Origin of the sequence: uncultured Allobaculum sp. (assembly GCF_948576815.1) — a bacterium.
GTDB classification, from domain to species: Bacteria; Bacillota_I; Bacilli_A; order Erysipelotrichales; family Erysipelotrichaceae; genus Allobaculum; species Allobaculum fili.
This window is the reverse complement of sequence record NZ_CAPAEZ010000023.1, coordinates 1-26,386: the sequence shown is the minus strand read 5'-3', so window position 1 is coordinate 26,386 and position 26,386 is coordinate 1. Positions and strand designations below refer to the sequence as shown.

Sequence of the window (26,386 nt, the reverse complement as noted above, 5' to 3'; positions counted from 1 at the left end):
GAGATAAACATGAAAAAGAGAAAAATGAATGCAATTCGACTGGCTCTTGCGGTATCGATGGTCCCCGGAGCGATGGGTGTAAGCGCAGCGGCGGCGATGCCCGTTCTTGCACAGGGCAATGACGAGGCAGTCAGCTTCCCGGAAGTCTACTCCCGGGATCTGGTCATGCCGATGACGGATGATGCAGAAATCAGCAAAAAAGTAGACGCTCTGGTCAAAACCATGACCCGCGAAGAAAAATTCGCGTTCATGGGCAGCAACGGAACAGGCAATGAGGGAAATGCCGGTGCTCTTGTGGGCTGCCCGCGTCTGGGCGTGCCGACCATCAAAATGTACGACGGTCCGGCTGGACTGCTGTATACGGAAGATACAACCAACCCGCCGCAGGAACAGATGCTCGCCGCAACATGGAGCGAAGAAATGGCCCGCCTCTACGGTGAAGTCGTTTCCAGAGAAAATCAGGCGATCGGCGGATCCATGATGCTTTCCGCGCAGCTCGACATTCAGCGGCAGCCGCAGTTCGCCCGTACAAAAGACCAGCTTGGCGAAGATTCGACGCCGCTGTCCGCTCTCGCGGACGATCTGGTCGAAGGCATGACCAGCGAAGGCGGCATCGCCGTCCTGAAACATTACGGTGCGTTTGCACAGAACGCGAACCCGGGATCCAACACGAACGTAGAAGTGGATGAACAGACGCTTCATGAAACGTATCTGGCTGGATTCGAATCCGCCGTTCGCAGCGATGCGGCTATTGGCGTGATGTCTTCCTATAACAAGGACCGCAGCGGAAACGTCTTCCAACTCAGAAAACCAGTAAGGAACGCTTCATAAAGCACCCCCGCAGATCTACGGCCAATGCAGCCGTGAATCTGCGGGGGGTTGTATGTTAGATATCTTATTCTTGCAGATCAATATCTGAGAATAAGGCGTATTCGTCCAAAAAGCTAAGCGGCTTGGCCTGGGCAAAGGCGTTCAAGAAAGGCTATTGGAGAGAAGCCTGTCTGTCTGGTTTCAGAGATTTTGAGAGATCCTTTCGGCTCTTCTGAAGTACTCTCGCGCTTCTTCAGGCAGGTTCATCTTTCTGCAGACATAACACAGATTGTTCAGGGTTATGGCCAGAATACGGAGCACAGGCGGGGCGACAAATTCATCCGCAAGCTGCTGCCGGATTTCCAAAGATCTTAGAAAGCAGGCTCGTGCTTCTTCAAACTGACTGGACGCGGAACATACGATACCGAGACTTTCCAAAGAGCAGGAGAGCTTGTATAAGCCCGCCGGCTCAGGACACTGTTCGACAAGCTGCTGTCGGATTTCGACAGATTTTAAGCAAAACGCATAGGCCTCTTCCAGCTGATTCATTTCGCTGCAAAGCCGCCCCGCCTTCCGCAAAGCGGCGGCTAGAAGGTTCAGGGGAACAGGAAATGGATATGGGTTTGCGATCTCCTGCCTGAGTTTTACCGATTTTAAGAGATACTCCAGAGAAAGATTCAATTGATTCAATTCCTCATAAAGATCTCCTAAATTTTCGAAAGCGTCAGCCAGATTGAGCTGTGTTTGGGGTATTGCATGATCGTCTGCCAGTCCTTGCCGGATTTTTACAGCGTTTAGCAAATACGCTTTCGCCTCTTCCAGCTCGTTCATTTCTTTGCACACAAGACCAAGGCTTTCGAAAGCGACGGACAGATCGTACAGTCTTGCCGGCACGGAGCCATCCTTGGCGAGCTGCTGCCGGATTTCCAGAACGTTCAGGAACTGTTCTTTGGCCAGTTCGAGCTGGTTTCGATCTTTGTAAAGGTTTCCCAGGTTTTGAAAAGCGGCAGACAGATCGCGCCGTATGTGCAGCGATGGCTGCGACTCGTCAAGCTGTTTGAGAATCTCCAAAGACTTTAAGAAAAATTTCTCTGCCGTTTCCAGATTTTTCCTGTCTTTGAAAAGACATCCGAGATTTTGAAAAGCGATGGATAGATCGCGCTGTGTCTGCGGGGTTGGGTGAAGCCTGGCAAGCTGCAGGCGAATCTTCGAAGAGTTATAGAAAAAACGGTATGCCTGATCCAGCTGATGCATATTGTTGGAAAGATACCCCAGATTATCGTAAGCGATGGACAGATCTTTCAGGATTTGCGGCGTTGGCTGTGACTCGGAAAGCTGCAGCTGGATTTTCAAAGACTGAAGGAAAAAATCGTACGCATCTTTCATCTGCCACTTGTCCATGCAAAGCCATCCCATCTTTTCCAGAGAAAGGCTTAGATTTTGCTGGAGCGGCGGCGCCGGGTGGAGCTTTACGAGATGCTGATTGATTTCCAAAGCTTCTCGCAAATACTCTTCTGCTTCTTCGAGCTGGTTGAGGTCGTGACAGAGAGACCCCATTTTGTCCAGAGAAATGGAGTAATCCCGCAGCGTTATGCTCGTTGGCTGAGACTCGGCAAGTTCCTGTCGGATTTCAAGAGCGCTTAAGAAATATCCTCGTGCCTCTTTCAGCTGATCCGCCGCCGTGCAGACAATCCCGAGCGTATCCAGCACATCGGCTAGATTTTGCAATGTGCGCAAGGAGGACTGAGCTGCGACAAGACGCTGTTCGATTTCTAGAGCGGTTAAAACATCCTCTTTCGCTTCTTCCAGGCGGTTCTGTTTAAACAGAACCCTGCCAAGACCTTTAAGCACAAAGCAATGACATTCCATATAGTAAGCGGCCTGTTTCCCCGTTAATGGATGTATTCTGGACAAATCAGCATTGCGGGAATCCAGGTCCTGACCTGTCGGAAGCTTGTCCTCGATGAACGACAGCGCTCTGGAATAGTACGTCTGCGCTTCCTCAAGCTGGAAATTTTCCTCTAGAAACGAAGCAGCGAAGGATAAGGAAATTTCGTCTTCTTTGATTTGGGCATTCTTTTTTGCCCAGTGAACGGCTTTGCTTAAATCGACGGACGTTCCGCGACCGTAGAAATAAATGGTCATCAGCTCCTGAATTGCGGGAAGATAGTTTTGTGAAGCCGCCTGCTCGATCCGATCAATCCCTTTTTCGTAATCGATTTCTACATCGATTCCCTGTGTATAGGCTAGACCGATCCTATAGAGATGGCGGGGATCTTCATCCAGAGAAGATCGCATAGCCGCACTGAGCTGGTCTTTAAGAACCGCTGAATCCATCGCATACAGGCTTGTCAATTCCGGGAAAGGTCCCTTCAGCTGTTCCAGAGAAATATCTTCCCCCTGCATTTGAACCGGAACGATCGTTTTCTTCAGTTTCCGCGCTTCTGGATACTCAATTGCCTGAACATAGTTCGGTTCCAAAACCAGGCTGGAGGTCACGGCCATGGTAAACAGGCAGCTTTTTTCCAGCGCACGATGAATATAAGCGTTAAAGTCTTCGCCAGGAGACAGAAATTCGTCATACCAGATGGCGGTGTCCGCAAACTGCGGATCCTGGTGTATGAGCTTCATCAGCTCCTGCGCCTTTTTCCGGTCCTTCTTTCTGTAGCTTAAGAAAATGTATTTAAAAAATTCGCTGCGTATTTCTTCGATTTGCTCTTTGTTCAGGAAAAATGAATCCATGAATTTTCTCAGTTTCGTTTCATAGGAGATTTCACTTGGATCCGACGAATACAGACAGAGTGCCTGAAGCGATCCGCATTTTTGATTAAAGGCGTCCGCCAGATTCTGATCGGTCAGAATCGGCAGAAACGGAATATGTCTGTCGCAGACCGTCTGAAAAACTTTGGAAAAGGCCACACAGTCCTTGAACAGAAAATTGTAAGTAATCGGGATGACGATCAGATTCATCTGGGACAGGTCGAAATCGAAGTTCTCCAGATCTTCGGGATGCTCGGGATCCGGATCATAGAAAATGATGCATTCCCCCGTCTGAAACAGATCATTGGAAAGACGATCAAAATAAAGTGCAAAATCATCGTGGTGGGCAGAGATGTAGATTTTTGGCCGATATTCGATGGCACCAGAGAAATTCTGTTCAGATTTCATAGAGCTTCCCTTTCTAGGCGGCTGTTTTCGATAACCGCTCTGGAATAGGTGCGGAGGTTGAACCGCACTTTTTCGCTTTGTCAGAACGAAGGAAGACGAGCTGCTTGCCTGAGTGTTTTTCGAGCAGTACGAGTTTAACGCTGGAAATACCATTGAACTCTATCGGTACAATACCCGTTTCGGTATAACCGTGTTTGTCGTACATGGCTTTGGCGGCCGTGTTCTTTTCGTTTGTATCAAGTGAAGCTCACCACATCCATGCTCGATCGCATCCCTGGCGGTCGCTGGAGCTGGATGGGCGCCTCGAATCCATCCGGTTTTCCGCCTCTGTTCTTCTTGGGCAGTATGTATTTCTTCGTATATTTTTTCGACTGCATCGAGATCCTCTGGAAACGGCTTTTCTGATTTTCATGGAGCTGCCATCGATTTCTTTTTCTGTGGGGATTATCTCTTTTGACTGTGCAGCCGATCAAGAATGGTTCAGAACGTTCTGAATTCGAAAAGAAAAGTGTTCGGTTTTAGACAAAGGGGAAGAGACGAATCTGTTCCGCATTTCGATTCCCGACAAAGGATTGAAATGAATTTCGCCCCAGCTTGGCAGCCTGAGTTCGCATTGTGATCTGTGAATGCCGCTAAGAAAAAGTTTGCTCATAATTTGGAGGCCGGAGTTTATGCACAGCCAGATTGTCACGTTTTCAAAAGGGAGAAAACATATTTCCGGCTCGCTGTAAAATAGAAGCAGAATAAGCGAGAGGAAAATATATGGCTGTTAAAGATAGAGAACCAGCAGAACGGAAAGAAACGCCTGCGGAGGAGATCCGGGAAGGAATCATGGGGTTCACCAATACGGATCGGGGCAAGGCGCGGTCTTCTTTTTCGATCGAAAAGGAGATGCGGCCAGAAGGTGCTTTTGTAAGAGAGGCGTGCGTCAATGTCCCAAGATCGGATTCCGTACATCGAAACAGGATTCATGAAACCGGCAAGGACAGCTAGGAATGCCATCCTTGCGCAAACCAGAATCTGACCTTTAAGGCTGCAAAAGAGGAATTTGCACGCAGAAATGTGAAGTTCGATGCCACGCAGAGGCGGACTTTGAAGCTTACCGATCCGAACGGCCTTTTCACCAATCTCGGTCTGCTTCTTTCCGATCAGTGTGAACATACGATTCACATGGGTGTCTTTCAGGGCGTTACCAGTGCGATCGCCAGAGATCGACGCGAGTTTGGAGGATCCCTGTGCCAGCAGATGAACGATGCGTATGCATTTCTCGATTTTTGTAACCAGACGCATTCGACCTTTGAAAAGCTGCTGCGCATCGATGTACGGGAGTATCCGGAAGCTGCACTTCAAGAAGCGCTTTTGAGTCTGATCGTTCACCGCGACTATACCTTCAGCCCCAGATCCTTCATTCGCATGTACGAGGATCGAATTGAATTTCTGTCTGTTGACAGTATGATGCCAGGGATTGAGCAAAAGATATTCTGAACGGCTTTTCCATCTGCCAAAATCCAAAACTCGCCGATGTTTTTGACCAGCTTCAGCTGTCTGAGGGCTGCAAAACGGGAATGGAAAAAAATCATGGAAGCGTATCAGCCGTTTGATAAAAAGCCGTCTGTGATGACGACGAAAAAACCGTTCAAGCTCATCTTGCCAAATGTGAATTTCCAATCGTGACGATACGGAAAAGACAAAATGCCGGCAGATCAATCCGGTTTAAGTGGACGTACGTTCGTGTACGGGAAGGCAAAGGATCCGATCTCTTCGTTTTTGCCGGCTCGGGAATCCGTTTAGGCGTGGCGAAAAATGAAAAAAGAAGGAAACAGAATCCCTGTATCGATTTTGCCTGTCAAAGCCGTATTCGAAGCAGAGGTTCTGTTTTTGTGCAGAGGGGAAACGGCCTTAAAAGCGGGCGCTTTGAATCAGGCGATCTAGCCCTTTCCTATCAGGAAGAGGATTTTTCGAGTTTTTTGATTCGCGTTTGGATCTGGCTAAGCTGTTTGTCGACATTTCGCGAGCGAATGAAGTGCCTTTGAGCCGCATAGATCAGACTAAGGTTTTCCAGATTCGCGGCGAGAGTCTGAAGTGAGGGAAGTGTTTCTTTGACCGCCACATTTCTCTGATCAATTTCGACGGCCTGCTCCATATACTGGCACGCGGCATCTTTGTCTTTTTTCGCCGCAGAAATTCGAGCCAGGCTGTTCAAAAAGGTCGATGCCCAGCTCAGAGTTTCGGGATTCTCGCTCTGCTTAATGCATTTTCGAGCAGTTTCGTACCCTTGTTAACAATAAGATTCGGCGGCATTGAGATGATTCTGTTTTTCGTTTAAATCCGCGAGAATTTGAATGCTGATCAAAACCGAATTACAGGTTTCGGGCGAAGAACTGGCTTCATAGCGCCGCAGATGGAGTAAAAGCGACTCCTGGTATAAATCCTGTGCCTCTTCCAGCATGTTCTGTTTCTTTCGCAGATTTCCCAGATCACTCAGAACCGCAGCCAGATAAAGCAGGGGGGTGTCGGAAGGGGCAAGCTGGACAAGCGTACGAGCGGTTTCGACGGCTTTCATTCCATAATCCGACGCTTGTTTGAGCCATTCCTGATCCTCGTAATGGCTTCGAAGCTGGCTTGCAATCCGAATCAGACGCGTCAGCGACTCCGAATCTGGGAATCGATCTGCGATTTCGTTTTCTGCTTTGTACTCCAGCTCCATGGCTTTCCTCATGGACTCCACACGGTTCAGCTTGTCGTAGTAAGCGGCCAGGACGCCGAGAATCTGAGAATAAAAGTTCAGATTCTCACAGTCATTGCAAAGCTTTACAAGTTCGCCCGCCGCTGCAGCGCACACTTCGCCATAGTAGAGTGCCTGCTCAAAGTCGTGTCTGCTGGTATAAAAACGCCTCAGCTCATTGGCACTGAACGCCAGATCGTGAAGGCTGGACTGGTTTGGCTCAAGTCTGGCAGCCTGTTTTCTTGCTTCAAACGCTTTCTGACGGGCTTCGATGGTTTGTTACATATTATTTTTTCCTCCTTGATAAATTTCGACGAGTTTATCTTGCAGACGGGCCATTGCTTTGGCACACAAAGCCTGCCGGCTGCTGGTGTCTTCAGAAAGCCTTCTACGATCGGAAGGGACATACGGTTCTGACGGATTCACTTGATGCTTTTGCCCAGCCATGCTGTCCAATAAGAAAACCAGGTCATCAAGAAGTCTCAAATCTTCCTGGAAACTTTTCTGCCCCAGGAGGCGCTCCTGAATTTTATAAGCGTTCTGAAAGTGATCAGCGGCTTTTTCGGGCTGACTGTCGCTTCGATAGAGATTGCCTGTCTGTTCTTCGAGAAGTCCCAGGAGGGACAGAAGCTCCCCTTCAGGATTTGGCATTTTGTCTTGGATGAGCTGGATCGCTTCTTTACAGCAGCGCACAGAGTAGCTTATCTCTTCACAACGGACAGGAATGGTCCCCAGCAGACTGAGAAAAAATATGGAATATTGAACAGACAGCAGGGAAGCGTCGGTACGGTTCAGTTTTCTGGCGAGCTTAAGACCTTCTTTGGCATATTCTCTTGCCTGACTGGATTTTGCTTGAATCAGACTGATTTCTGCCAGTTCCCTGAGGCACTTTAGAAGCTGGCTCCAGGCTTCGGATCGGTCTTCTACCAGTTCAAGCTCACGCGCAGTCTGTGTCGCCTGCCATCCTATCTGTTCGGCTTCTTTTCCCATGCCCTCTACTTTGAAAAGTCTGGAAGTGCTTAAAAGAGCATTCAGACGAGCGGTCAGTGTCCTCTGCGTTCTGGCAAGAAGGATTCCTTTCTCGCTGGCTTGCAGAGCCTCCTCGCTGCACACCTGTGCCTCCAGCCAGTCGTGATCCTGTTCAAAAAGTTCTTCCTGCAAAAGCACAACGCGGGTCAGTTGGGAGAGGGTCTCGCCGTTTTCGAGACGGCGGATAGTCTGCCAGGCTATTTGCACCGCCTGGCGTGCATAGGTTCTGGCTTCTGCTCTGCGGTTTTCATGCAGAGATACCTGAGCCATCCCCTCGAGAGCCATCATCAGATCGCTTAAAATTTCTGGCATGTCAATATCCTTTGCCATACGCGCGCAGATCTCGATGGCACGCTGGAAACATTTGGCTGCTGAAGAAGACCGATTCAGTTTCCTGTATAGATTTCCCATATGAAGCAGAGAATGGGAAAGACTCTGCAGCGCCGGTCTGGCGGGAAGGTCATAGACAAGATCGTAATTCATCTGAAGAGCGCGTTTATAGTTTGCCTCTGCCTGCTCTAGATCGTCTTTTTCCAGATCGATGTCGCCGAGCAGATTGAGCAGCGCGGCTTCAAGAGAAATCCAGTCTGTTTTCTGGCGTTCATAAGAGCGGGGCATAGCCTTCTGACCATGATGAAGTGCATTCTTTTCCCGATGAAGAATATGGAGTGCGTCAAGGATGTATTCTTTCGCCTGATCAAACTGACGGTTTTTGAAGGAAAGCTCTGCGCATTTCTGGAAGGCTTCTTCACAGGGATCAAGGGCAGCCAGCCTCTTTGTCCAGAAGATCGCCTCAGGTAAATTGCTCGGAAGACCCAGGCCTTCTTCATAGATGGCGATCAGTTTGCGTATCGCCCGCAATTCATCACGCTGGGCAGCACGCTCAATCATACGCACGCCTTTTTCATAATTGATTTCGACATCGATGCCGTTCAGATACGCCAGACCGAGGCAATAGAGGCGCTTTGCATCCAGGTCTTCGATCTTGCCCATCAGGGAAGACAGCGGCGGATAAAGCGCTGCTCGATTCATTTCATAAACGGGAGGAAGCTGAGGAAATGCGTCCTTAAGACGTTTCAAATCGAGCGGATCGCCAGAAACTAGAACAGGAAGGATTGCTTTGTTCAGGCTCTGTGCGAACGGGTATTCAATTTGCTGGACATAGTTTTTCTCGCAGACCATATGGGAAGTCATCGCCATCACAAACTGGTCGCTTTTCTCTATTCGATTTTGAATGGAGGTATTGAAATCTTCTCCGGGTGTGAGGAATTCGTCATACCAGATGGCTGTATCGACCAGTCTTTCGTTTTCATGAATAACCTGCATGAGCGCCTGCGCGTGTTTCCGATCTTTTTTTCGATAGCTAAGAAAAATGCAGTGCGAAAAAGTCTGTCGGATTTCCTGGATTTCCTGTTCTGCTGGAAACAGAGCTTCCAGATAGTTCTGCAGCTTTTTCGTATACAGAATTCCCGTGTCATTCTGGCTGTGGGGACAAAGTGCCTGAAGATTCCCGCACTTTTCATTGAACAGACTGGCAAGCGATGCATCAGTAAGAAGAGGAAGAAGAGGAATATGTTTCTTTTGTGCAGTGTGAAAAACCGTAGAGAAAGCAAGTTTTTCTTCCGTCAGGAAACGCCAGGTCGCAGGAATGACGATCAGATTCATCTGCGTCAGGTCAAAAACAAAGTTCTCTGCATCCCTGGATGGTCCGGATCCGAATCAAAGTAGATGGTGCATTTCAGCAGACGAAAAAGATCCTGCACGATTTCTTCAAAACAGGCGGGGAAGTCCGCGGGATGCGTTGTGAAATAGATTTTTGGATAGGAATGGGATGAATCTGTGACAAGAAAGTTGACTCTCGATTTCATTACGGTGCCCCCTTTAGACCTGCGCAGACAATCCTGGTTCGAATGGAAAGAAGACAATGTACGAGAAGGGGGGCCTAACTGAATTTTACGAGAGGAAATCGGAAGAAAATTTGGCTTGAGAATCCGTATAACCGGTCGATCTTTAAGTACAAATCCAGCCTTTTCAGACCGTACAGGAAGAAATGCGGAAGACAGGATGGTGCCGCCATGCAGAGAATTCCGTATCCGGGCAGCCTGTGAAAGGCTGCATGCAGAGGGGCTTATGGACTGGTGATCGCTGAGCCGGGGAATGGAAAACGGATCCGGTTCTGGAAGCAGAAGATGGTTTTCTGGAATCCTGTCTTTTTCGAATCTTTGTCTGCGGCACCCCGGCACTCCGATCCTGCTTTCCAGGCTTCTTTCTTCTGGATTCGGGGGACGAGGGCTGCCGCCGGGAAGGCGAATTGGAAAAAGGGATAAGGACAGATATAATTGAAATCAACCGCAGACCCCTGTCTGATTTATCCCTGCTTCTGCAGACGGGTAAAATAATTTCCTGTCGGAATGCGAATTTTCACTCTCCTGCTGGAAATTCGGGTGCAGGGAAAACCGGGACTTCTGCGATCAACGAATGAAGTCGCTGCCCTTACGACATGCAGAGACTGGCGAATTGAGGCGTGACGGATATGAAACCAGTAAAAATTTCTGATCTTTACAGCTTTTCCTTTTACGGATCGCTCAAAACCAAAGGCAAGAACGTTGTCTTCATGCGGGCGGTTCTTGATGAGAAAACCAATACGTATCGCAAGGATCTGATGCTGTGCAAAGGAACGAAAATCCAGCAGCTGACCAGCGGCCGGGACGTGAGCTCCTTTGTCTTTGAGGATGCGAGAACGATCTGGTTTTTCCAGAAGGAACCGGAAAGCAAAAAAAGCCGGCTGTACTCCCTGTCTTTGAAAGGCGGCGAAGCTCTGCCGCAAAGGGAATTTGATTTTCCGCTTCTTTCGCTGATCGGTTTTGCCGGAAAGGATATTCTGCTTTTTCTCGCTCAGTTTGATCTCAACGATCTCGATCCCATTAAGGGAGGCAACGTTGAGGTTTTGACCGAGTCGCCCTGGCAGGAAAACGGATCGGGCTTTACGTCCGGCAAGCGCCAGCTGATCTACGCCTATAATACGAAAACCGGCGAACTGTACGATCCAGCGGGTGAAAATCTCAAAATTTCCGCGATGACGATTTACGAGGAAAAGCTGTATTTTTCCGCAGCGCCCTGCGGCGTACTCCCCGCATTTTTCCAGGATGAGATTTTCGAATACGATCCGAAAACGCGCCTGCTTGTATCTCTGGCCAGAACGAATCTGAGCATCAGTTCGCTTAACGGCATGAAGGACCGCCTGTATTTGTTTGGAACCGACGGAAAAGCGTACGGGCTCAATGAAAACCCGGATCTTTACGCGCTCGATCTGCATACGCGCGTTCTGGAAAAAGTCATGGACTTTGACGAGAGCGTCGGCAATTCTGTCACCACGGACTGTGCAGCGCTTGGCGGCAACTGGATCTGCGAAGATCAGGACCGCCTGTTCATGAGCGCGACGATCGTCAGCCACAACAATCTGTTCTGCTTTGAAGACGGCAGTCTGCATCAGGTTCTCGAATGGCCCGGCACAATTCACGCCTTTGGCTTTTCGCAGGGAAGAACGTACTTCATCGGGGCAAAACCCGGCGGTCTGCAGGAGCTCTTCATGATGGAAGAGGGCGATGTGGTGCAGATCTCCGATTTCCAGCACGCGCTGAAGGACAAATACGTCGCAGCCGCCCGTCCGGTGTTTTATACCGGCTATGAAAGCAGCGCCCAGCTGGGCTGGGTCCTCTATCCATATGACTTTTCAGCAGATCGAAAATACCCCGCGATTCTCGATATTCACGGAGGACCTAAAGCGGTGTATGGAACGGTTTTCTTCCATGAAATGCAGGTGTGGGCATCGCGCGGCTATTTCGTCTTCTTCTGCAACCCGTTTGGAAGCGATGGTCAGGGAAACGCCTATGCCGATCTGCGCGGTAAATACGGAACGATCGATTATGAAAATCTGATGACTTTCACCGATGCGGTACTGGATGCCGTCCCGCAGATCGATCCGGCTCGTCTTGGCGTGACGGGCGGAAGCTACGGCGGTTTTATGACCAACTGGATTATCACGCATACAGACCGGTTTGCGGCAGCAGCCACGCAGCGTTCCATTGCCAGCTGGATTTCGTTCTGGTCGACCAGCGACATCGGTCCGTTCTTTACCGAAGATCAGATCGGGGCAGGTCTCGATCAGGCCGACGTGCTTTGGGATCATTCGCCGATGAAATACATCGCCGGCGCCAAAACGCCGACGCTCGTTCTTCATTCGGATGAGGATTATCGCTGCCCGCTTGAACAGGGCTATCAGATCTTCAATGGTCTGCTCCATCAGGGCGTACCGGCCCGCATGGTTGTTTTTCATCAGGAAAATCATGAACTGTCCCGCTCCGGCAAAGGGAATAACCGGATTCGCCGGCTGGAAGAAATTACCCGCTGGATGGACAGCTACTTAAAAGGAAATACTGAATATGAAGCCAAACTTTAAACGCAAGGAACGCCGTACCCCGGATCGCCGCTTATACGCGCCGGTCAGCGGACGGGCGATTCCGCTGAATCTCGTTTCGGATCCGGTGTATGCGGCCAGAATGTATGGCGAAGGCATTGCGCTTGAACCGGCCGAAGACCTGATCTGTGCCCCCAGTGCGGGAACGCTGTGCCTGATTTCCAGTTCCTGCCACGCCTTCGGTCTGGAAACCGAGGCGGGGGAAAAAGTCTATGTACATGTCGGATTTGGAACGTCCGAACTGCGCGGGAAAGGCTTTGAAGTTCTCGCCAGCGAAGGGTCCAAAGTTAAATGCGGACAGCCGATTCTGCGCCTGGACCGCAAGTTTTTCGAAATGCGCGGTACGGATCTGACGACGCTGATGGTAATTCCCGCCTCTCGAATCGGAGACTATAAGATCATGGAATCCGACAGCGCCCAGGCCGGAAAGACTCCGTTGATGGAACGCAAAGCCTGAACGGGAATCACCCGCAAAATCCGCTTTTGTGTGACTTCGGCCCATTTTTACCTTCAGAAACTGACGCTTCAGCCGCTTGCGGGAAAACTGCAGCGGCTTTTTTGATGCCGCAAAGCCTGCAGGTGGCAAAAACGTAGGCAAAACACCCGGAACCCGCGTGAAAATCTGAAAGCGCATGCAAAATCTGCATTGCTTTACAGAATGCCAAAAGCTTGTATAATGAGCACGGGAACTACCAGAAAAACGGAAAAGTAAGGCATTTTTCAGCTTTATTTGATCTGCGCGTTCCAATGACGAGCACACTTTGCAGGGAAGGGGTCCAGTCAGCGCCTTCCCCTTTATCGTCTATTCAGGCCTCTGGAAAAAGACAGTCCGTTTCGCATCTGTCCTGAGCCGTTCCAGAGGAAATAACGGAAGATTTTGGCCGAGTTTTCACCCAGAAAGGGCGGACGTCAAAGCGTGAAAAACGAATTCTGATTCCGCCTGTGCCAAAATCGGATTAGAAAATCTATGGTACTGGGGACTTCATTCAAGACCCCGCCTTATGCTCTGCCCGCAAGGAAGAACAGGAAAGCTTCTTTTCTTGAGCGGAGATCATGCGTTGTGATCTATAAAAATTGAACATCACCCGCGCCTTGCGGGATTCCATAGCGGGCCTGAACGTTTTGCGTACAGCCCGCATCGTCAGTAAGAAAAAGGGGGAGACGCTGCATGGAAGAAGTGATCAAGATCAGAGGAAACCGTCGCCTGAACGGCACTGTGCGGATTTCCGGAAGCAAGAATGCAACAGTGGCTCTGATTCCTGCAGCCATTTTAGGAAATGAGACCGTAACGATCTGCGGTGTACCGCAGATTTCCGATGTCGACGCGCTCGTCGAACTACTTCGCGAGCTCGGTGTCAAGGTAACCCAGCCCGATGAAGAAACGCTCGTGATCGATCCGTCCGGAATGGAAGATCGCCCGCTCGTTTCCGATGCGGTAACCAAGCTGCGCGCATCCTACTACTTCATGGGCGCACTGCTCGGCAAATACGGCAAGGTTCTGATCCGCATGCCTGGCGGGTGCTATCTGGGACCGCGCCCGATCGACCAGCACCTCAAAGGCTTTGAAGCGCTGGGAGCAACCGTTTCGTATCCGGAAGGAAACGGAGATTACACCCTGATTGAAGCACCGGAAGGCGGACTGCAGGGAACGACAATCTTCCTGGACATCGCCTCGGTCGGTGCGACGATCAACATTATGATGGCTGCCGTTTTCGCCAACGGCCGCACCATCATTAAAAACGCGGCGCAGGAACCGGAAATTATCGATGTGGCCAACCTGCTCAACCGCATGGGTGCCCGGATCCACGGAACCGGAACCAATACCCTGACCATTGACGGCGTCAGCGAACTGCACGGATGCATTCACGAAATCATCCCGGACCGCATTGAAGCCGCTACGTATATTCTGATCGCATGTGCCGTTGCCGATGACATGTGGATTACCAACATCATTCCGCGGCATCTCGAAGCCATTACCCTCAAGCTGAAGGAAATGGGCATCAACATGGAGATTCTTACCGACTCGATCCATGTCTTTGACAATTCGCCGGAACAGAAAATCCGTCCGGCGGACATTACTACCAAGCCGTACCCCGGCTTTGCGACCGACGTACAGCAGCCGTTTACAGCGCTGCTTACGCAGGCTGCCGGCACGTCCACAGTAACCGAAGAGATTTACGTGGAACGCTTCGGTCACCTGGCGGAGCTGAACCGCATGGGCGCAAATACGGAGAAGGAAGGCGCGACCGGCATTATTCACGGTCCGACCCCTCTCCATGGTGCGAGCGTCACCGCAACCGATCTGCGCTGCGGCGCTGCGCTCGTTCTTGCCGGCCTGATGGCGGACGGGGAAACTGAAATTCATGAAATCAAGCATATCGATCGAGGATACGATGACCTCGATGGAAAGCTCAAAGCATTAGGCGCTGATATTCGCCGCGAGATGGTCTAGACAGACCATCTTTTTTTTCGGAAGCCTTCGGAAACTGCGCGCAAATCTGTAATAATAAGAAATTGTGCAGACCATCCCGGCTTGAAAGGGCAAGGCACCTTGTTCCTGTCGCCCGAACGCCTGCCCATACCCTGGATAAGGCCTTACAGGCTGCATGAGCAAACCCTGCGAACAGAAGGAGGAGACCATGGTAAAGATTGCGATTCTTGAACATGAAAAGGAAACCAAGGACATTGCCTTTTTTCTGGCGGGTCTGTTTTCCGAAGTCGACTGGACGTTTCGTCACTTTTATAAAGCTTCGGCGCTGGCCAAAGCAACGCGGGAAGAGTCGTATCAGATTTTCTTCTTTGACGAAATGTTCGATACGCCCCGTTTTGATTCGTTTTTCGTCCATGACAACCCTTCGGCTCTGTTCGTTTTTCTCTGTCAGAATCCCCAGGCTAAACGCGAAAAGGAAAGCCGGAACCGTGTCCTCTATTTGTTCAAGGACCATTTAAACGATGATCTGCAGCTGTATTCTTCCATCCTTATGGCGCAGGCGGCTCAGAAGGAAGCCAGCTATCCCCTCGTGTACCAGGGAGCTCGGATTGATATTCCGGTAGACGATATTTATTACTTGGAAAAAATTGGAAAAAATGTTCATTTCCATACCCGCAAGGGTGAATTCCATCGCCGTCTCAATCTCGCGGATCTCGACGAAACGTTTTCCAAGTACGGTTTTTTGCGCGTACATATTTCCTATCTGGTCAACGGAAAATATCTGACCGGCATTTATAAGGACGAAGTGGAACTGAATCACTCCATGCACGTGCCGCTCTCCCGGGCGCAGAAGAAAAAGCTTGGACTGACTGTACGTCAGCCGTCCCATACCGTACCCGCCGCCCATGTGCCGGCATCGATTCGAGCCAGGGAATCGGCGGCATAACCCTCGATTCATTTTCAAATGGACGATTTCTTTTCGCAGGTATACTATGCGTCAAACGAGCTTCCTGGAAGGATCAGGGTTCCATGACCGGTATACGTCATATCCGGACTTCCATAATTGTCCAGGTTTTCTCCCCGTTCTTGCCATCCCGCAGGCTTGTCCACCCAGTCAGGCGTACATGGTCATACACATTGCTGGTATGAATCTGGTAATACGACCAGTTGGCTCTGACTTGCGAATGCGCCATCAGAGCGTCCGTGACTTTGTATTCGCTCGTGCCGATCGAGCGTCGAAATGGCATTGGCGTCTTTGATACTATCGAGCGACTTGAGCCTATTGAGCAGATTTGTCGCATCGTGTTCGTTACCGAAATGCGTGTATTTCGTCTGTGAAGTCAGAATGTACACCGCTTCGGTTTCGCCGCGCGAAGCAAAAAAGCCTTTCGATCCTTCTGCATGCTTGTGCGTCGTCAGCGCTTTAGGCAAATGGAATTCCTCTTTTGTCTGCACAGCCGGCTCTTAGCCTGCAATCTGGTCTGCCCAGGCGCAGGCGGCGGGAATCGTGGCGTGCCGGGCGGATTTGCGGCTGCTGGGTCTGTGCCATCCGGTGCTTCTGTGCTGTCCATTCCATAAACGGAGCAGAGAGCGACAGGCATAAAAAGCGAGAAGAGCACAGACAGAAGATTTCTGCCTGTCCGAAGATCCAGATCCTGAAAACAGAAGGAAGCAGCCCTCCGGTAAGAGACTGCGAGATCGATCCAGGTCTTTTGAAGGAAGACATCCCGGAGGCATGTCCTCCTTTAGCACGCATAAGCCTTTTTACCAATCGGTTTCAGGCATGAAAAAAGCCGGATGTTCTGCAGCGGGGCAGAAATCCGGCTTTCAATTTTTTCTAATGCTGAAAATGCGTTCGCTTATTCCGACAGGGAAGGTTTGTCCGCAGAAGCGGTTTCGATAGCCGCATCCGCTGTCACGGTGCGGGAAGGACGGCCCTGAATTCTTCCGGTTTCCTTAAGCTGTTTTACCCAGCCTAAGCAGATCATGGCGCAGCCAAGGGGGAAGAAAACCATGTCCCGAAAGAACAGGCAGGACAGAAAGAAGATTACCGACATGACGTAATACGCGTGGTAGGCTTTTAAGTCTTTGAGGTTCATAATCCATCTCCATTCGTAAAGATATGAATACAGGCGCATTGGTACGATTTCCAGACGGACGTTCTGTGCGGAAATCTGTGCTCTTTTATTCTAACAAGCTTGTTCATCGGCGCCAATACCTTCCGGGACGGACGGCCCGGAAGCTTAAGCGGGGTGATGATTTATAAAGAGACGGATACGTCCTTCGCGTCCGCAAACGCGTCGAGAGAAACGGGCATGAAAAATCCGTTGTCCAGAACGTAGAGTTCTTTTAATCCGGCTGCTCTGGCCAGATCCAGGCAGAGAGGCATCGACTGGTCGAGCGCCTGTTTATTGTGGCAGTCCGTATTGATACAGAAGTGCGCACCTTTTTCGACCATGCGCGAAAAGAGAACTGGATGCGGGTAGGGAAGGCTTCGATAGCCGCGGGAAATAGCGCCGGTATTCATTTCAAAAATCACGTCTTTTTTAATGCCGGCTTCGACGGCTTTCATGGCCATGTCGAGTATCGTTTCATCGTCAAAGGCAAAGTAGCGTTCATCTTCGTTGTATTTCGAAAGCAGATCGATGTGACCGACGATGTCGATCGGACGCGACTGGATCATTTCCTGAACGCTCTGATAATACGCCTGAGCCAGAGCGTAAATATTTCCGCCAAAGCCTTCGTTCAGCAGGCAATCAAACGTTTCACGGCTTTCATCGATCGCTATGGACTGACCGGCAAGAGAAGAAGAATCTTCTTTCTTTTCGGTTTCTGGGATGCTCACGTAGTGAACGCTGCCGATGATGTAGTCAAACCAGGAAGGCGTTACCGCATTTTCGAAATAGTCTTCGCTGATGACCAGATCCGTCATGGAATCGAGCTCAATGCCGCAGTACAGATCGATCTGTTCTTCGTACTTTTCTTTTACGGCCTCAAAGTCTTTGAGGTAGTGTTCCATACCGTTCGCGTCCATCGATCCAGAGTCGAGCGGATGGTTGGGGGAATGACCGGAAAAGCCGAGAACGGTAAAGCCTCTGGCAATAGCTTCTTCGGTCATGGCCATGAGGGAGTCTTTTCCGTCATCGTATTGCGTATGGGTGTGCAGGTTCTGGCGTACGGGTGTTTTCATAATCCTTTTTCCTCCTTGCGGGGCGTGTCTGATGGGTTTTGCGGGCTGCGTTCAGTCTGATTTTCCGTAGGGTCTTGCCGAATGATCGGACGGACTATTCTGACGCGATCAGCTGGTCTAGCCGCTCCTTGCAGCCCTGCTCGATTTGCGAAAAGGCCTTTTCAAAGCTACGCGTATACCAGGGATCGGCGATCTGACCGTGTTCAAGAAGCGGTTCGATAAACAAGGGAAGCTTCGAGGAATGCACAAGCCGTTCGAGAAGGTATTCGTTTTCTTCATCCATGTAGTAAATGTGATCGTAGTTCGAAAGCTGATCGGCCCTCAGACGCCACGCGTAATGTTCACCAAAGGGAATATGGTGCTTTCTTAATACGGCGGCTGCGGGCGGGTAAATCGAATTGCCGGTTTCTTCGGAGGAGAGGGCGGCGCTGTCGATTTCAAAATCGTTTAAAAGACCTTTCTGAGAAACGAGGTCCTTGAAAATCCACTCGGCCATAACCGAGCGGCAGATGTTGCCATGGCAGACAAAGAGAATACGAATCATGATGCTGCTCCTTTCTGATACCGCTTTCATCCGGAAAAAGCCGGAGGAGAGGACGGGATCGCGCAATCGCGAGGCTCGACAGGAAACCTGTTAAGGATTGTCGATTTGATTGAATTGCTTGCTATAATGATAAAGAATGTGGTTTCACAGTAAATAAGAAAGAGGAAAACCTATGAAATTACTCGCAACTGACTACGACGGCACCCTGAAATTTGGCGGATCGGTGCTGCCGGCTGATTTCGATGCGATCCACCGCTGGCGCGACGCTGGCAATCTGTTTGTCATCGTGACTGGCCGCTCGATGGAATCCATTTCCGGCGAAACGGAAGAATTTAAGATTCCTGTTGATTATTATGTAACAAATAACGGAGGAATGGCTTTCGACAAAGACGGAAACGCACTGCTTTCCTCCACGCTCGACACCATTACCGCAATTGACCTGATGTTCGCTTCCCATGAGCATCCGGATGTGGTGAGCTACGTGGTCAACGACGGCGTCAAGCGCTACAAAGTCGACGTACATCCAAACCTGGAAGATCATCGCTATCCCAAGCTCAAGCAGGAACTGCCGGAGGAAAAAGTCATGGATATCGGCAACTTCGCGCAGATCGTCTTCTCCTGCGTAACGCCGGAAAGCGCCATGGATCTGGCCGACCAGATCAACCATTTCTTTGGGGAAATCGTTGTCGCCTATAACAATAATTTCGTCGTTGACGTCGTACCCAAAGGCACATCCAAAGCCACCGGCCTTGAATTCATCTGCGCGTATGTCGGCGCGGACGACGACGACATTTACGCGATCGGAGATTCCTACAACGACATCCCGATGCTTTCGGGCGTAGACCATTCCGCAGCCGTAGCCGCGGCTCCGGCAGAAGTGCAGGACAACGCCAGACAGATTGTGGCAACTGTGGGCGAATTTATTGATGACGCTTTGACAAAATAGAACAATAAGACTAACTTAAAAAACCTCTTCGTACGAAGAGGTTTTCCTGAATTAGGAAGAAAAAGGGGGGGATCTAGATGAACCTGGGAGATGTCGGACTGATTCTTCGCCTTCTTCTCGACATCTGCGTAATGTGGACACTCATTTACGCATGCATTCGTATCATTCGAAACAACAGCCGTACCGTACAGATTGTCAAAGGCATTCTGGCGCTGCTGCTGTTTCAGTTTCTCGTCACCGTTCTCCAGCTGAAAACCGTATCCACCCTGCTGGATATCGTTCTGCGCTGGGGCATGATCGTTGTTCTGATTGTTCTGCAGCCGGAAATTCGTTCCATGCTGGAAAAAGTCGGAACGACCAATACCGCGTATAAACCGAATCTTTCCGCCAGCCGCATGAACCATCTGGTGGATCAGCTCGTCACCGCTGTCGCGGACATGTCCAAAACGAAAACCGGCGCGCTTATTTCGCTCCAGATGGCGCAGTCCATGGAAGATTACGCCAAAACGGGCATCTCGCTCGATTCCGATGTGACCAGCGAACTGATCGAAACGATTTTCCAGTACGGTACGCCGATGCATGACGGCGCCATGATCATCGACGGCGATAAAGCCATCTGCGCTGCCGCCTATTTCCCCTCGACTGCGCAGGAACTCCCGTCCAAATACGGAGCCAGACACCGCGCTGCCGTCGGCATTTCGGAAGTGACCGATTCCATTACGCTGGTCGTTTCGGAAGAAACCGGAAACATTTCCGTAGCGCAGAAAGGTGTGCTGACGCAATACACGCCGGAAAGTCTGCGCCGCTATCTGACCAAGCGTCTGGTCAAGGAAGATACCCAGCGCTCTTCCATGTTCCAGCCGATGATCGAATCCGCTAAAAATTTCTCGAATTCTCTTGGCAAGTCTTTGCGGGACGAACGCTCGGATGAGCCGGTGAACAAGTACATCGTTCCCCGCGAGAAACGGGATAAAAAAGACGATCGTGTCAAACCGCTCGAAGTCGTCAGCACCCTGAGTGCCGCACCCGCAAGCGAGCCGAAAAACAGCAGTGAAGGAGGCAACGGCAATGGATGAGAAAAAGCCAGGGTCCGTTCAGCGCTTTCTGGAACGGCTGACCCGTATTTTATCGGCTGCGACGTCACGGATCTCCCGTCTTTTTGACCGGATCATTTACAGCGAAAAACGCAGTCTGGCCATTTCCGGCGTAATCGCCATTATCGTCTGCCTGGTCATCAACTATCAGGATCTGTCCTACCATCTGTTCCGATCGGATGCGCTCACGCTCAATCTGACCGCGGTTCCAGTCGAAGTTCTTGTGGATGAAAACAGCTATGAAGTTTCCGGCGTCCCGTCGACCGCGGATATTACCGTCGTCGGCGACAGCGCGGACATTCAGCTTGTCCGTACGCAAAACTCCGCTTCGATCACCGCGGATCTGCGCAACGCCGGCGAAGGATCCAATACCGTCGCCCTGACCGCTTCCGGTCTGCCGACCGGTCTGGACGTTACCGTCAATCCGGAAACCGTCAACGCGGTACTTTCCCGCAAATATACGAAAACGTATTTCATTTCCGCCGATCTGATCGTCGGAGCCGGCCAGTCGATCAACGCCTATCAGAAACCGAGCCTTTCGACGCGTTCGGTAACGATCAAGGCCACCCGCGACAAGCTCAACTCCATTCGCTTCGTTCGTGCGATTGTCGACACATCCGGCTATGAAGGCTCCTTCCAGGCCAAAGTCCCGCTCGTCGCCTACGACAGTTCCGGCAAGCAGGTCAACGTATCGATCACGCCATCGACCGTTACGGCCGATGTCCGCTTAGTCAGCGACGGCAGTCCCGACGGGGAAACCGCCGGACCGGATGCCGCTGATAAAAAGGCAAGCGACAGTTCCAGTACGGATTCGTCCAAGGCGGCAGACAATACAATGCCTTCTAATCCGCTGAAGTAGAAAAAAATCGCAAATACAGGAGGTCAAATCGTCCTGTACATGGAATAAACCGCAAACAGGGTCTGCCTTGCACAGATCCTGTTTTATTTTGTGATTTTAAATACGTTGATCGGTACAATAAAATAGATTTGGAACTGCCCGGATTTCACCGTACATGCACAAAAAACGAGGACAGTCCAAAAAGAGAACACCCGGGAGCGGCTGCTTTTCTTGCCTGCCGGGATCAGCCCAAAGCAGCCAGAACGCTTTGCTGCTCCTGAAAAACAAAGAACGAAACGAGCCGGCTTCCCCTTTGATTCAGGCGGCTCGCAAAAGCATATACAGAACAATCTATAGAAAAGAATGGAGACGATCTGCCATGGGAAAATACTTTGGAACCGACGGCGTGCGCGGGCGCGCCAATGAAGAGCTCACGCTCGATCAGTCGGTAAGAATCGGCCAGTGGCTTGGCTGGTATTATTCGCAAAATAAAAAGCACGCCAAAATTCTGATCGGACGCGATACGCGTCTTTCCGGATCGATGTTTGAACTCGGTCTGGCTGCCGGTGCTGTGAGTACGGGCGCGGATGTGTATCTGCTTGGCATATGCCCGACACCAGCCGTATCCTACCTGGTCCGTCACGAAGATTTCGATGCCGGCCTGATGGTTTCGGCTTCGCACAATCCGTATTACGACAATGGAATTAAAGTGTTCAATCACGAAGGCATCAAAATGAATGAGGACATCCTGCTGGCCATTGAAGACTATATGGACGGAAAAAGCGAAGTGCCGCTGGCGACCGGAGACGGCGTCGGCGAATACTTCAGCTGGCATCAGGGACTGGAACTTTACATGTCCAACCTGAAAAAGACCGTTCCAGTTGATCTGACCGGCCTGCACATCGCGGTGGATCTGGCCAACGGTTCCGCCTGCGCGACTGCAGTCGAAACGCTCGACGGCCTCGGCGCCCAGGTGGATGCGATCAACAACTCGCCAAACGGAGTCAACATCAACTACCGCTGCGGATCGACCCATCCGGAAGGTCTGCAGGAGTACGTGGTGGAAAACGAATGTGACCTCGGTCTGGCGTTTGACGGCGATGCCGATCGCCTGATCGCGGTGGACTCCGATGGAAATCTGATCAACGGGGATTACCTTCTTTATATTCTGGGTCATTCCATGCGCAAACGCGGCGAACTCAAAGACAATATGGTTGTAACGACCGTCATGGCCAACCTTGGCCTGTACAAAGCGTTCCAGCGGGATGCGTTTGATTTTGTACAGACTCCGGTCGGCGATAAATATGTCTATGAGGAGATGAGCCGCAACGACTACCGTCTTGGCGGCGAACAGTCCGGACACATTATTTTTTACGGCGATGAAGTGACCGGCGACGGCCTGCTGACCGCGCTGAAACTGCTCCAGACCATTCAGGAGGAAAAAGCCACCATTCAGGAACTTTCCAAAGGCCTTTCCATTTATCCGCAGCTGCTGGAAAACGTAACGGTCAAGGACAAGACGATCGTCCTGAACGACGTCGATATCCAGGAACGCATTCATCAGGCGGAAGAAGGTCTCGGCGACAACGGCCGCATTCTGGTTCGCCCAAGCGGCACCGAACCGCTTATTCGCGTCATGGTCGAAGCTCCGACGCAGGTAGAGTGCGAGACGTACGTCCATATGGTGACGGATCTGATCATCGAAAAAGGCTACGCCGTCCAGTAACCCGAAAATACAGACGCTTTAATTCTGGATTTATTTCGATTTGCGAATCTGAATAGAGATTTCAAATCCGTAAAACTCTTGTAAAAAAAGAAGACGCCCAAAGCGCCTTACGTTCTCATGTTGAATACGCATGCTGGAAAGGAGGGACGTTTTGCATGGAACAGCCATGCCAAACGGCAAAACCATGAAACGAGTAATCAATATTGTCGAAGACGAGAAGGATATTAATAATCTTGTCGCTCAGTACCTTATGAAAGAGGACTACGAAGTCCATTCCTACTACACCTACGAAGAAGCCAGCGCGCACGCCAAGGATGAAGACGTGCATCTGTGGATTCTCGACATCATGCTCGATGACAAATCCGGCTTCGATCTGCTTGAGGAAATCCGCCAGACCAATCCGGATACGCCGATTATTTTCATGTCCGCACGGGATAAGGAATTCGACCGCATTATCGGACTGGAAAAAGGATGCGACGACTACATCACCAAGCCGTTCTCTCCGAAGGAACTCGTTCTTCGCGTCAACAATCTGATCCGCCGAGCCTACAAGGATTCCAACAACCGCATTTTCATCGACGGCTACGAACTCGATGAAGAACAGCGCAAAGTGTATTCCGATCAGGAAGAAATCGAACTGACCACGAAGGAGTTCGACCTGCTCATGATGTTCATCAAGAACAAGGGCATCGCCTTCTCGCGCGAAAAAATCCTGGAAAACGTCTGGGATGAAAACTACTTCGGAAGCGACCGCGTTGTCGATGACACCCTGCGTCGTCTGCGCAAGAAACTGCCGAAGCTCAACATTCATACGATTTACGGGTACGGATACCGTTTAGGCTAGCCGATGAAAAATTTTTTTCAGGGAAAATTTCGCAAGCTGTCTCTCACCCAGCAGGTGATGGTTCTGATTTTGATGATGATCGTTTTCCTCGTGCTGTTTTTCTTGTTTTTCCTTTCCGACAGCGTGAGCAACGCGATCAACCGGCAGATGTATGATCTGCTTGAAGCCCGACAGGAACCGATCGTTCAGGCGGTTGTCAACGGCAAGAGCACCAGCAACGACCAGGAACTGTTCAACTTCCTGTCCGCCGATCCCAACATCCGCACGGCCATCGTTACGCCGAATAACTCGGTGATCATTTCCAAGGATGACGATCCGGCCAGTCAGGAATTTCTGAGCAGTCTTACGCCGAAAATACACGAACTGCTGCGCGCGCATGTGCCCGCGCCTGCGCTTGAGACGGAGTCCGACGGCAATTCGCCTTCTGTCCGGGCCAATGCGAGCGTGCTCGTCCGGCAGGGAATCGAAAAAAATCATGACCGGCTTTACTATTATCGGTTAGAGCGGGTCGATACGAATGGTTCGCCAACGATTGTCGTGTCGTTCATGAACGATACGTACGCGGGCGAAATGCGCTCCTCGCTGATGGATTCCACCATTTACATCACCGTTCTTGTGTTCTTCCTGATGCTTATGGTGCTTCTGTTCTGGGTGTTCTCGATTATTCATCCGCTCAACCAGATCAAGTCCTACATCACGCAGATCAAGGAAGGCAAGGATGTCGATCTGTACATCAACCGCGATGACGAGATCGGCGATGTAGCCAAGGAACTGCGTGCGCTGACCGAAGAGCTGGCCAAGCAGCAGAAGTCCAAGGAAGAAATGATTCACAACATTTCGCACGACTTAAAGACGCCGATCGCAACGATCAAGTCGTATTCCGAATCCATCAAGGACGGCATTTATCCCTACGGCGACCTGGAAGGCAGCGTTGACGTCATCCTCGATAACGCCAACCGCCTCGAGCAGAAAGTCCATTCGCTGCTGTACATGAACCGCGTCGAATATCTGGTTTCCTCGGATGCGGAAGGCGTATCCACCAACATGAAGGAAGTCATTGAAGAAGTCGTTCTTAACGCCAAGGTCATCCGTCCGGAAATCGAACTGATTACCGATCTTGAAGAAGTCTACTTCGACGGCCTTCTCGAAGCGTGGCGCGTAGCCATCGAAAACATTTTGCAGAACGCGTTCCGCTACTCGAAAAGCTATATCAAAATCGAACTCCATGAAAATGACCTGCGCATTTCCAACGACGGTCCAAAGATGGATGAATCGAGAATTCAGTCTCTGTTTTTGCCGTATATCAAAGGCGAGGGCGGACGCTTTGGCTTAGGTCTGTCCATCGTCGCCAAAGTCGTTCAGGCCAATAAGTACAAAGTCGAAGGCATGAATACAGAAGACGGCGTCTGCTTCCGGATTTACCGGGATGTGCCCAAACGCAGCAGCAGCCGCTTCAAAAACACCAGCAATCCAGTTTCCTATCTGAACGTGCAAAACTGGGGCAACTCCAGAAGACAGACTTCGCAGTTCAAAAAAGCGGCTCCGGATCAAAAACAGAAAAAGTCTTCGAGCGAAGGCAAGGACAAGGACAAAAAGGAAAACGCCCAGACAGACGCGTCCAAAAACAAGGAATCGTCCGGCGCGTCCAGAAAAGGCCAGAGCGATTCGGCTTCCAGAAAAGCGAATGCGTCTTCCAGAGAGAAAAGCCGTTCCAGAAAGAACCGACAGAATCGAAACCATAAGTCTTCCGCTTCGCCAGAGGAAATGTCCGGCAAGGATCCGGCTGCCCAATCAAAATCCAGGACACAGGAGGACTCGACAAAATCGTCTTCTCGTTCCCGGAAAAATAAACCGGCTGCTTCCCAGAAGCATAAGCATCTGCTTGAGGAAGGACTGACGGTAAACGAAGCCGCCAGAAACGAATCGGCATTGGAAGCATCCAGCGCGCCTGAGATGACCGAATCCAAAGCCGAAAAAACGGATATTGCTCCCGCTTCCGCTGTCGAGTTGACACCCAGAACGGATGTGAAAGTCCAGAGCCAGAGCGAAAACGGATCCACAATGACAGCCCCGGCAAAGCAAAACAACGTTTCTCCAGAAGCACCAGATTCGGAATTTTCGACTTTGGAGGCAACTGCAGAAACGGACGCTTCTGTTGCAGTGTCAGGCATCAAGCCAGGCACTCAGCCGGAAGGAGCTCCTGAAGCCGAGGACGCAAACAGGACGGATTCTTCTTTGAAGACCGCCCAGCCGGATTCGGAAGATTCCGCAGTTGAACAGCCTCAGCTGAAATCTGGAAAATAGAGAAATCCGCATATTGCAGCTTTTTGCAGGAAAGAGCATTTGTTTCCTTATTAAAAATTACGGTCTGTGTAAACCGCCAGGTCGCGTACGACCGTACGGGCGCGTTTATACAGACCGCTTTTTTATACGTTTTAAGCCAGCCAGGAGAACCGCCCCTGCGAATGGACGGCAGCTTGTCAACCGACGTGCAGAGGAATATTTTGAATCGTAAGTGTCAAACAATCGACGGGTATACGCGAGACTGAATATTAGATACGCTA

General features: G+C 50.6%; 20 protein-coding genes. 12 read left to right on the top strand and 8 right to left on the bottom strand.

Annotated elements, in window-relative coordinates; genetic code table 11:
• Positions 1-9 precede the first annotated feature (9 nt).
• Entirely contained in the window at positions 10-831 is an 822-nt protein-coding gene (locus Q2J39_RS04710; protein WP_288339229.1) for a glycoside hydrolase family 3 N-terminal domain-containing protein, read from the top strand.
• 180 nt (positions 832-1,011) lie between these two features.
• On the opposite strand, the gene Q2J39_RS04705 is transcribed toward Q2J39_RS04710, so the two are convergent.
• The gene (locus Q2J39_RS04705) at positions 1,012-3,978 is read right to left on the bottom strand and encodes a tetratricopeptide repeat protein (RefSeq protein WP_288339230.1); all 2,967 of its coding nucleotides are present in this window, start codon (positions 3,976-3,978) and stop codon (positions 1,012-1,014) included.
• Between the two features lie 13 nt (positions 3,979-3,991).
• A complete protein-coding gene (locus Q2J39_RS04700; RefSeq protein ID WP_288339231.1) occupies positions 3,992-4,183 on the bottom strand; it encodes a hypothetical protein in 192 nt (63 codons plus the stop codon).
• Positions 4,184-5,070: 887 nt separating this feature from the next.
• Here Q2J39_RS04700 and Q2J39_RS04695 point away from each other — a divergent pair.
• Complete coding sequence (locus Q2J39_RS04695; RefSeq protein ID WP_288339232.1) at positions 5,071-5,463, top strand: hypothetical protein; 393 nt, start codon at positions 5,071-5,073, stop codon at positions 5,461-5,463.
• 793 nt (positions 5,464-6,256) lie between these two features.
• On the opposite strand, the gene Q2J39_RS04690 is transcribed toward Q2J39_RS04695, so the two are convergent.
• Together Q2J39_RS04690 and Q2J39_RS04685 are read right to left on the bottom strand one after the other, a co-directional pair.
• A complete protein-coding gene (locus Q2J39_RS04690) occupies positions 6,257-6,820 on the bottom strand; it encodes a hypothetical protein (protein ID WP_288339233.1) in 564 nt (187 codons plus the stop codon).
• 162 nt (positions 6,821-6,982) lie between these two features.
• Positions 6,983-9,397 (bottom strand): TIR domain-containing protein, encoded by a 2,415-nt coding sequence (locus Q2J39_RS04685; RefSeq protein WP_288339234.1) that lies wholly within the window; start codon positions 9,395-9,397, stop codon positions 6,983-6,985.
• A gap of 868 nt (positions 9,398-10,265) precedes the next feature.
• Between Q2J39_RS04685 and Q2J39_RS04680 the strand changes: the two genes are divergently transcribed.
• The 4 genes from Q2J39_RS04680 (at position 10,266) to Q2J39_RS04665 (ending at position 15,586) form a co-directional block, all read left to right on the top strand.
• A complete protein-coding gene (locus Q2J39_RS04680; RefSeq protein WP_288339235.1) occupies positions 10,266-12,191 on the top strand; it encodes a S9 family peptidase in 1,926 nt (641 codons plus the stop codon).
• The gene (locus Q2J39_RS04675) at positions 12,175-12,666 is read left to right on the top strand and encodes a PTS glucose transporter subunit IIA (protein WP_288339236.1); all 492 of its coding nucleotides are present in this window, start codon (positions 12,175-12,177) and stop codon (positions 12,664-12,666) included. The genes Q2J39_RS04680 and Q2J39_RS04675 overlap by 17 nt, the downstream gene beginning before the upstream one ends.
• A 711-nt stretch (positions 12,667-13,377) precedes the next feature.
• The gene (locus tag Q2J39_RS04670; RefSeq protein ID WP_230267728.1) at positions 13,378-14,661 is read left to right on the top strand and encodes a UDP-N-acetylglucosamine 1-carboxyvinyltransferase; all 1,284 of its coding nucleotides are present in this window, start codon (positions 13,378-13,380) and stop codon (positions 14,659-14,661) included.
• Positions 14,662-14,848: 187 nt separating this feature from the next.
• Positions 14,849-15,586, top strand: a complete 738-nt coding sequence (locus tag Q2J39_RS04665) for a LytTR family DNA-binding domain-containing protein (RefSeq protein WP_288339237.1) — start codon at positions 14,849-14,851, stop codon at positions 15,584-15,586.
• 97 nt (positions 15,587-15,683) lie between these two features.
• Here Q2J39_RS04665 and Q2J39_RS04660 read toward each other — a convergent pair whose 3' ends face one another.
• The 4 genes from Q2J39_RS04660 to Q2J39_RS04645 all read right to left on the bottom strand — a co-directional run bounded on the left by Q2J39_RS04660 (position 15,684) and on the right by Q2J39_RS04645 (position 18,374).
• A complete protein-coding gene (locus Q2J39_RS04660; RefSeq protein WP_288339238.1) occupies positions 15,684-15,887 on the bottom strand; it encodes a hypothetical protein in 204 nt (67 codons plus the stop codon).
• Between the two features lie 612 nt (positions 15,888-16,499).
• Positions 16,500-16,739, bottom strand: a complete 240-nt coding sequence (locus tag Q2J39_RS04655; protein WP_230267731.1) for a hypothetical protein — start codon at positions 16,737-16,739, stop codon at positions 16,500-16,502.
• 161 nt (positions 16,740-16,900) lie between these two features.
• The gene (locus Q2J39_RS04650) at positions 16,901-17,830 is read right to left on the bottom strand and encodes a histidinol-phosphatase (RefSeq protein WP_230267732.1); all 930 of its coding nucleotides are present in this window, start codon (positions 17,828-17,830) and stop codon (positions 16,901-16,903) included.
• 94 nt (positions 17,831-17,924) lie between these two features.
• Positions 17,925-18,374 (bottom strand): low molecular weight protein-tyrosine-phosphatase, encoded by a 450-nt coding sequence (locus tag Q2J39_RS04645; protein WP_288339239.1) that lies wholly within the window; start codon positions 18,372-18,374, stop codon positions 17,925-17,927.
• A gap of 172 nt (positions 18,375-18,546) precedes the next feature.
• Between Q2J39_RS04645 and Q2J39_RS04640 the strand changes: the two genes are divergently transcribed.
• The 6 genes from Q2J39_RS04640 (at position 18,547) to Q2J39_RS10785 (ending at position 26,126) form a co-directional block, all read left to right on the top strand.
• On the top strand, positions 18,547-19,320 hold the full coding sequence (locus Q2J39_RS04640) for an HAD-IIB family hydrolase (protein WP_230267734.1): 774 nt from the start codon (positions 18,547-18,549) through the stop codon (positions 19,318-19,320).
• Positions 19,321-19,397: 77 nt separating this feature from the next.
• Positions 19,398-20,396, top strand: coding sequence for a diadenylate cyclase CdaA (cdaA, locus tag Q2J39_RS04635; RefSeq protein WP_288339240.1), 999 nt, complete (start codon positions 19,398-19,400; stop codon positions 20,394-20,396).
• Positions 20,389-21,273: a YbbR-like domain-containing protein gene (locus Q2J39_RS04630; RefSeq protein WP_230267736.1), complete on the top strand. Its 885-nt coding sequence runs from the start codon at positions 20,389-20,391 to the stop codon at positions 21,271-21,273. Before cdaA ends, Q2J39_RS04630 begins: the two co-directional genes overlap by 8 nt.
• A gap of 358 nt (positions 21,274-21,631) precedes the next feature.
• Positions 21,632-22,978 (top strand): phosphoglucosamine mutase, encoded by a 1,347-nt coding sequence (gene glmM / locus Q2J39_RS04625; protein WP_288339241.1) that lies wholly within the window; start codon positions 21,632-21,634, stop codon positions 22,976-22,978.
• 184 nt (positions 22,979-23,162) lie between these two features.
• Positions 23,163-23,822: a response regulator transcription factor gene (locus Q2J39_RS04620; RefSeq protein WP_230267745.1), complete on the top strand. Its 660-nt coding sequence runs from the start codon at positions 23,163-23,165 to the stop codon at positions 23,820-23,822.
• A gap of 3 nt (positions 23,823-23,825) precedes the next feature.
• Positions 23,826-26,126 carry a HAMP domain-containing sensor histidine kinase gene (locus tag Q2J39_RS10785; RefSeq protein WP_353935206.1) on the top strand — a complete coding sequence of 767 codons (2,301 nt, stop codon included), beginning with the start codon at positions 23,826-23,828 and terminating at the stop codon, positions 26,124-26,126.
• Positions 26,127-26,386: the final 260 nt, after the last annotated feature.